The sequence below is a fragment of the Actinoallomurus acaciae genome (assembly GCF_042429965.1).
Taxonomy (GTDB): Bacteria; Actinomycetota; Actinomycetes; order Streptosporangiales; family Streptosporangiaceae; genus Actinoallomurus; species Actinoallomurus acaciae.
The window spans coordinates 1-6,479 of sequence record NZ_JBHLZP010000553.1 but is presented as its reverse complement, the minus strand read 5'-3'; the positions used below and the strand labels follow the sequence as shown (position 1 = coordinate 6,479).

The following is a 6,479-nucleotide window of genomic DNA, read 5'->3' as shown; positions in this document are numbered from 1 at the left end:
TCCCGACGTCGTCGGACGTGCCGCCCTCGCCGGACCCGGACGCCGTCACCGCGGTCATCGGCACGCGGCAGACGGCCGACGGCGTCGCCGTGCAGCTGAAGGCGGCGGGCTGGACCGCCCGCGTCGAGCCGGTCCGGATGGCGCGGTTCGCCGACGCCGGGCCCGGGCTGATCGGCTACCGGGTGAGGGTCGGACGCTATGCCACCGAGGCGGAGGCCACCGCGGTGTCGGCACGGCTCGCCGACGCGAGCTTCAAGCCGTCCGTCGTCTACACCGGCCAGGACGGCGACCCGACGACCGGACCGTGGGCGATCCACGAGCTGACGGTGGACTTCCGGGCGTTCACCGGCACGGTCGCGGAGTCGCACGACGCCTCGCTCGCCGGCCGGCGTACGACGACCCAGATCGCGCAGGACACCGGCGCGCTGGCCGCGGTCAACGGCGGCTTCTTCATCATCGGGGCCGCCGACGGTGTCGTGGGCGACTCGGCCGGCATCGTCGTGTCGAACGGCAGGCTCCTCCACGACGCGACGAACGGGCGGGTCGCGGCGATCCTGCGCGACGGCGGACGCCGGCTCGAACTCCAGAAACTCTGGACCCGCATCGACCTGGTCTCCCACGGGACGGCGCACCAGGTGGCCGGCCTCAACCGGGCGCCGGGCCTGATCCGCGACTGCGGCGGCCGGCCCGGCGACACACCGACCTCGGCGCCGCTGATGGACGTCACCTGCAAGAACCCGAACGAGATGGTGGCGTTCACCCCGGAGTTCGGCTCACCGCTGCCGACCGGAGCCGGGTCGGAGGCGGTGCTCGACGCGCGGGGCCGGGTCGTGTCGGAGGGACCGCGTACGGCGACGGCGGTCCCCGGCGGCGGCACGGTGATCGAGGCGATCGGCACCGAGGCGGACTGGCTCGACCGCCACGCCACCGTGGGGGAGCGCCTGCGCCTGCGGACCCGGGTCACCGGGCCCGGCGGTCGTCCGGTGCGGTTCGGCCCGGCCGACTCGGCGGTGAACGGCGGCCCGCAACTCGTCCACGACGGCCGCGTGACGATCGCGCCGAAGGCGGACGGCCTCATCCACCCCGACGACCCGTCCTACTTCTACGGCTGGGGCATCCGCCGCAACCCGCGCACGATGATCGGCGTCGACCGCCGCGGCCGTTTGCTGCTGGTCGAGGTGGACGGCCGGTACGCCGCGCACAGCGAGGGGCTGACCATCCCGGAGGCGGGCGAGCTGATGAGGTCGCTGGGCGCGGTCGAGGCGATGAACCTGGACGGCGGCGGTTCGTCGACCATGGTGGCCGACGGGCAACTGGTCAACACCCCGTCCGACGCGACCGGCCAGCGCCCTGTGGGCGACGCGGTCGTCGTCCTCCCGGGCAAGAACACCCGCTGATCGAACGGCCCGGCCACGGCCGGCCGGGCCGTTCACCGGGCACTCGCGCCGGGACTGCCCCACGAGCGTCCCTGGGCCGCGCAGCGTTTCGGCCCGGCGGCACCACGGCGAGCCCGCCGCAGCGGAGGCACACCGCCCGGGTGGCACGTCGGGGGCCGGTCGGGGGCGAGGCTGGGGCTCTGTGACGTCGGCCTACGTCCGCGCGCCCCGGGGCGCCCACCGGTCGGGGTGTATGGGGTGTGATCCGGTGCGTTGGGGTCGGGGGTGTGTCCGGCTTCGCGATGTCGGCCGATGTCCACGTGCCGGAGATACCTACTGGTCGGAACGAGGTGATACCGGCCTCGCGGGAGCGGGCCGCCGGCGTACCGGCTGAGCCGTCCGAGGCGTCGGTCGACGTCCGCGTGCCCGCTAGGTGCGCTGTCCGGGAATGCTGGTGGCAGGCGACATGCCCTGGGTGGTGCTTGAACGAGGGGAGTGCCTTTTGGTCTCGGTGTGGATTGCGGCATCTGCACCGGCGTCCGGGAGGCTCTCATGTCCCGCCGTGTTGCCCCGCTGACCCTGACCGGCGGTCTGCGCCTGGCCCATTGTGTCGTCGGGGACGGCCGGCCGCTACGCCGGGCGCTTCGGCGTCCGCCACATCACCGTCGCGCGCTGGGCTGCTCGCTACCGGCAACGAGGTGCCGCCGGCGTGCGTGACCGTTTCAGCCGCCCACATCACCGCCCGAGCCGGACCCCATCGCAGGTCGATGCTCACGTCATTGCGCTGCGCCGGGCGCACCACATCACCGTCGCACGCTGGGCTGCCCGCTACCGGCAACGAGGTGCCGCCGACATGCGTAACCGCTCCAGCCGCCCACATCACCGCCCGCGTCAGACCCCATCGCAGGTCGGAGCTCACGTCATAGCGCTGCGCCGGGCACACCACACCGCCACCGCACGCTGGGCTGCCCGCGCCGGAGTCGCGCCCTCCACCGTTCATCGCATCCTGACCCGCCACGGCATGTCGCCCCCGAACGGCCTGCGACCGGGTCGCCGGTGAACCCATCCGCCGCTACGAACACGGACCATCCCGGTGACCTGATCCACATCGACGTCAAGAAACCCGGCCACATCCCCAACGACGGCGGGCACACGACGCCCAGTCGCGCGGCCGTAAGAACCGGTCACGTGACGGCGTCGGCTACCCGTACCTCCACACCGCCCTGGACGATCACTCCCGCCCGGCCTACACCCAGACCCTCACCGACGAGACCACCGCCACCCGCACCGCGTTCCCTGAGACACGCCACGGCCTGGTTCACCGCCCCCGGCCATCCAGCGGGTCCTGACCGACAACGCCTGCACCTACACCCAGCTCCACATCAACCCTCGCCGGACCCCGCGCTGGCCGCCTCAGACCAACGGCGAGGCCAACCGATTCCACCTCACCCCGGCCAACGAATGGGCCTACCACCAGCCCTACACCTCAAGAACTGAACAGCAAACCGCCTTCCCCCACTGACTGGACTGGTACAACCACCACCGACCCCACACCAGCATCGGCGGCCAGCCGCATCACCAACCATTCCGGACAGCACACCTAGTCGGGGCGTCCGGGTACGCGGGGCCTATGGGGGGTGGCACGGTCGGTGGTACGCGGAGGCAGGACGTCGCCCGACGTCGCGGCGTCGGGCGGTGGGAACAGGACGCGGGAGATGACGCGCACCGCGTCCGGGATCTGAGTGGCGGGGCTGATCGGCTCGCCCCAGGACCACCACCACATCAGGCTCTCGTCGCCATGCGGGACGGGCATGCAGCGGACGGTGTCGGTCCGGCTGGCGTGGCCGCCGGGGGCGCCGACGCGGACCCGGGTCGGCGCCAGCACCTCGGCTTCCAGGCCCGCTTTCGCGCAGTCATCCGCGAGTTTCTCGGCGAGCAGATGAACGTCGTAATTGGTCATTTGGGCATCACTCCATCTCCCGGCGACCTTTGCGGCCGGGATGCCGATGTCCTGTAATGGAGAGCATGCACGAGGTAATGCCATTTCGGTAGCGCCGCAAGTTCCGGTGGTCATACGGTGATCGCATGGACGCCGACGTTCTTCCCAAAGCCCTAAAAGCGATCATGTCTCGGCACGGATGGTCGCAAGTGGAACTCGCCGCCGAGCTGGGTGTGTCGCAGTCGTGGGTCTCCCAGACATCCCGCGGTGTGAAAGACAGCGGCATCGCCAAGGTGCAGCGCCTTCTCGACCGCATTGGGTGGGAAGTTCGCATAACCCCCAAAACGGAGAACGATGCCGTGAAACGTAGACATTTCGTCTCGGCGGTCGGATCGATCGCCTTCGTGCCATCCCCAAAAATCGCGCCATATCAAGACCCGGAATATGTGCGCGCACTCGCCGAGCGGCTTGCCCAAGATCGATATGAACAAGGTGGAATGCCGGTTGCTTCCACTGCGCTGCGACATCTGAAGAAAGTCGGATTTGTGATCTCCGGTAAAGATCGCAAGCTTCAGTCCGCCGCATCCGATCTCGCCTGCGAGGCCGCACGGATCTTCTATGACTCCCGCCGGTACGACGTGGCCGAGCGCGCCGGGTCGTTCGCCTTCGAACTCGCGCGGCGCTCCGGCGATGTCAACGGCCAGGCCGCCGCCTGCAGCGCGCTGAGCCGCATCAGCATCGACCGCGGCCACGGCGACCGGGGGATCATGTACGCACGTCAGGGCCTGGCCCTGTCCGACCTGTCCCCGTCGCAACGCGCGTGGCTGAAGCTCCGGATGGCGCGCTCGCTGGCGCTGGTCGGCGGGCAGGAACGCGCGGCCCGCCACCGCCTGGCCGAACTCGGTGACACCGAAGGACTCTCCCCGTACGAGAAGGCCGACATGAAGGGGAACGTCGGCGTCGCGCTGGCCGGCATGCGGGCGTACCGCGACGCGCACGCGGCCATCGCCGAGGCCGTCGCGCTCAGCGGGCAGTGTTCACCCCTCCTGCTGGTGGCCTACAAGGCGTGGCAGGCCGAGGCGGCGCTGGCGGCGTCCGAGCCGCTGATGGCCGCCGAGCACATGGCGGCGCTGGCCCGCATCTCCCCGATGGTCTCCTCGGCCCGGGTGAACGCCCACATCGCCGGCATCCTCGGCATGGCGGCGCGCTGGTCCGACGTCCCGGAGCTGCGCCAGGCGCGCGAGCACCTGCACTCGGTACAGCCGGACTGAGCCCTCCCGCCGGGCCGACGACCTGCGGCGTCTCCCCGACGACACGCCGCGCGCCCGGCGGGACGGCAGGTGAGCCGGGCCCGGTCCAGCCGGCACGTGCTCTCCCCTGAGATGACCTCACCCGAGACCGGCACCTGCATCGGCCCGGCCTGAGGGCGAGATGAACCGCCTGCCAACCCATCTCCTCCAGCAACAGCCGGACGGCCGCCAACGCCGGGATCATGTCGCGCTCGACCCCCGCCACCGACGGCTCATCCGGTACGCCGACGGCCCGCTCCCGCAAGGCCCCCATCGCGCCGTTCACCGCGAACACGCATGTCGCCTCGGTACCGTGGCGGACCGCCCCAGCGCGGACGCGTACCCGCCGTCCCGGGCGAACGGCCCCTCGACCACGTCGCAGACCGCACCGCCCGACGCGGCGAGCCCGGCACGGAAGCCGTCGACCCGCTCGCGCGCGGCTAGGGCCTGTCTCGAAGTGGTTGGGTCGTGGGTTTTCCACAGCCGTGGGTGTGGTCTTTCTTTGGCGTGTGGGGTGGCTTGACAATGGAAGTGGGGTCGGCGCCCCCTGGGAGGGCGGGGAGTGTCTGGGAGGGCGGGGAGTGTCTGGGAGGGCGCGGGGAGTTCCCGGACGGAGGCTAAGGCCGGGCGTCCTGCCCGAGTCCGGTCGGCGCCCGTCTGGACGCGCCGTGGGGGGGTTCCATCCGTCCTGGCCGACGTACGCCGCCCGGGCGCCCCGGCGCCGCGCCCAGCCACGACGTCATCCGCAGGTTAATGGTGCGGCTGCCGACGAGGACGATGGCGCGGACCCGCTGCGTCGCGGCGTACTCGATCTCGCGGAACGGTGCCGAGGACGACGATCGCGCCCTGCTCCTCGGCGGCCCGCGTCACGCTCGCGACGATCGAGGAGAAGTACGAGCCGGCGATGTCGTGCACCAGGAGTCCGGCGACGTCCAACCCGCGCGCGCGTGCGGGTTCGCGGTGCAGGACAGGCGGGCCGTGGCGTCGAGGACCTTCGCCCGCAGCTCCGGGCCTACCGCGCGGGTGCTCTTGCCGCGCACGCGGGAGGCGGCGGCACACCGGCGACCCGGGCGACGTCGTCGAGCGTCGCGTGCTCCACGCGGGCCCGCGCCCGGGTCCTCGGTCAGCCTCCAGAACCAGGTGCGGTCCGGCGGAAGGCCCGGTGAGGCCACCGTGGTCCGGCGCCGGGGCGGCACGGGGAGCCTCAGCTCACAGCGGATCCGCCCTGGGCGTAGAGCGCGTCCCGCCGGCACCGGGGCGGCCTAACGTCGGCGCATGGACGTCGTCGCGCTCACTCCCAGGCTGACCTTTCTCCGCTTCCCCGTCGGGCACGTCTACCTCTGGGCGGAACCCGACGGGCTCACGCTCGTCGACGCCGGGCTCCCCGGCTCGGCGCCGGAGATCGCCGACGCGATCCGTGGGCTCGGGCGCCGCCCCGAGGACGTGCGCCGGCTGGTTCTGACCCACTTCCATGAGGATCATGTCGGCTCCGCCGCCGCGATCGCGGCCTGGGGCGAGGTCGAGGTCGTCGCCCACCGGGACGACGTCCCCTACATCCAGGGCGAGCAGGCCGGGCCCCCGCCGGACCTGCTCGACTGGGAACGTCCGCTGTACGAGCAGGTCACGTCGGGTCTGCCCGCGGACCCGCCCCCGCCGGTCCGGGTCGGCCGCCCGGTCGGCGACGGCGACGTGCTCGACTTCGGGGGAGGGGCGCGCGTGGTCGGCGCGGCGGGACACACGCCCGGCAGCCTGGGGCTCTTCCTGCCCGACTCCGGTGTGCTGTTCACCGGCGACGCCGTGGCGCGCACGCCGGACGGCCAGGTGATCCTCGGTGTGTTCAACGCCGACCAGGCCGGGGCGGCCGCGTCCTTCGCG

The 6,479-nt window shown here is 72.1% G+C and carries 6 protein-coding genes; 4 read left to right on the top strand and 2 right to left on the bottom strand.

The features are described 5' to 3' along the window. A partial coding sequence (locus ACFFNX_RS41590) for a phosphodiester glycosidase family protein (protein WP_378211700.1) occupies positions 1–1,397 on the top strand: 1,397 nt, incomplete at its 5' end. A gap of 586 nt (positions 1,398–1,983) precedes the next feature. Beyond that, positions 1,984–2,436 (top strand): helix-turn-helix domain-containing protein, encoded by a 453-nt coding sequence (locus ACFFNX_RS41585; RefSeq protein ID WP_378211699.1) that lies wholly within the window; start codon positions 1,984–1,986, stop codon positions 2,434–2,436. A 540-nt stretch (positions 2,437–2,976) separates the two neighbouring features. Here the strand turns inward: ACFFNX_RS41585 and ACFFNX_RS41580 are convergent. Beyond that, a complete protein-coding gene (locus ACFFNX_RS41580; protein WP_378211697.1) occupies positions 2,977–3,336 on the bottom strand; it encodes a hypothetical protein in 360 nt (119 codons plus the stop codon). 125 nt (positions 3,337–3,461) lie between these two features. Here ACFFNX_RS41580 and ACFFNX_RS41575 point away from each other — a divergent pair, with 125 nt between their 5' ends. Further along, positions 3,462–4,586 carry an NsdA family TPR-like regulatory protein gene (locus ACFFNX_RS41575; protein WP_378211696.1) on the top strand — a complete coding sequence of 375 codons (1,125 nt, stop codon included), beginning with the start codon at positions 3,462–3,464 and terminating at the stop codon, positions 4,584–4,586. A gap of 768 nt (positions 4,587–5,354) precedes the next feature. Here the strand turns inward: ACFFNX_RS41575 and ACFFNX_RS41570 are convergent. Continuing rightward, complete coding sequence (locus ACFFNX_RS41570) at positions 5,355–5,540, bottom strand: hypothetical protein (protein ID WP_378211695.1); 186 nt, start codon at positions 5,538–5,540, stop codon at positions 5,355–5,357. A gap of 339 nt (positions 5,541–5,879) precedes the next feature. Between ACFFNX_RS41570 and ACFFNX_RS41565 the strand changes: the two genes are divergently transcribed. Further along, positions 5,880–6,479 (top strand): MBL fold metallo-hydrolase (locus ACFFNX_RS41565; RefSeq protein WP_378211694.1); only part of this gene is annotated, 600 nt, incomplete at its 3' end.

Bases quoted from the DNA above. Each gene is read 5' to 3' on its own strand.
- ACFFNX_RS41580 (WP_378211697.1), bottom strand. From the start codon at position 3,336: ATGACCAATTACGACGTTCATCTGCTCGCCGAGAAACTCGCGGATGAC.
- ACFFNX_RS41575 (WP_378211696.1), top strand. From the start codon at position 3,462: ATGGACGCCGACGTTCTTCCCAAAGCCCTAAAAGCGATCATGTCTCGG.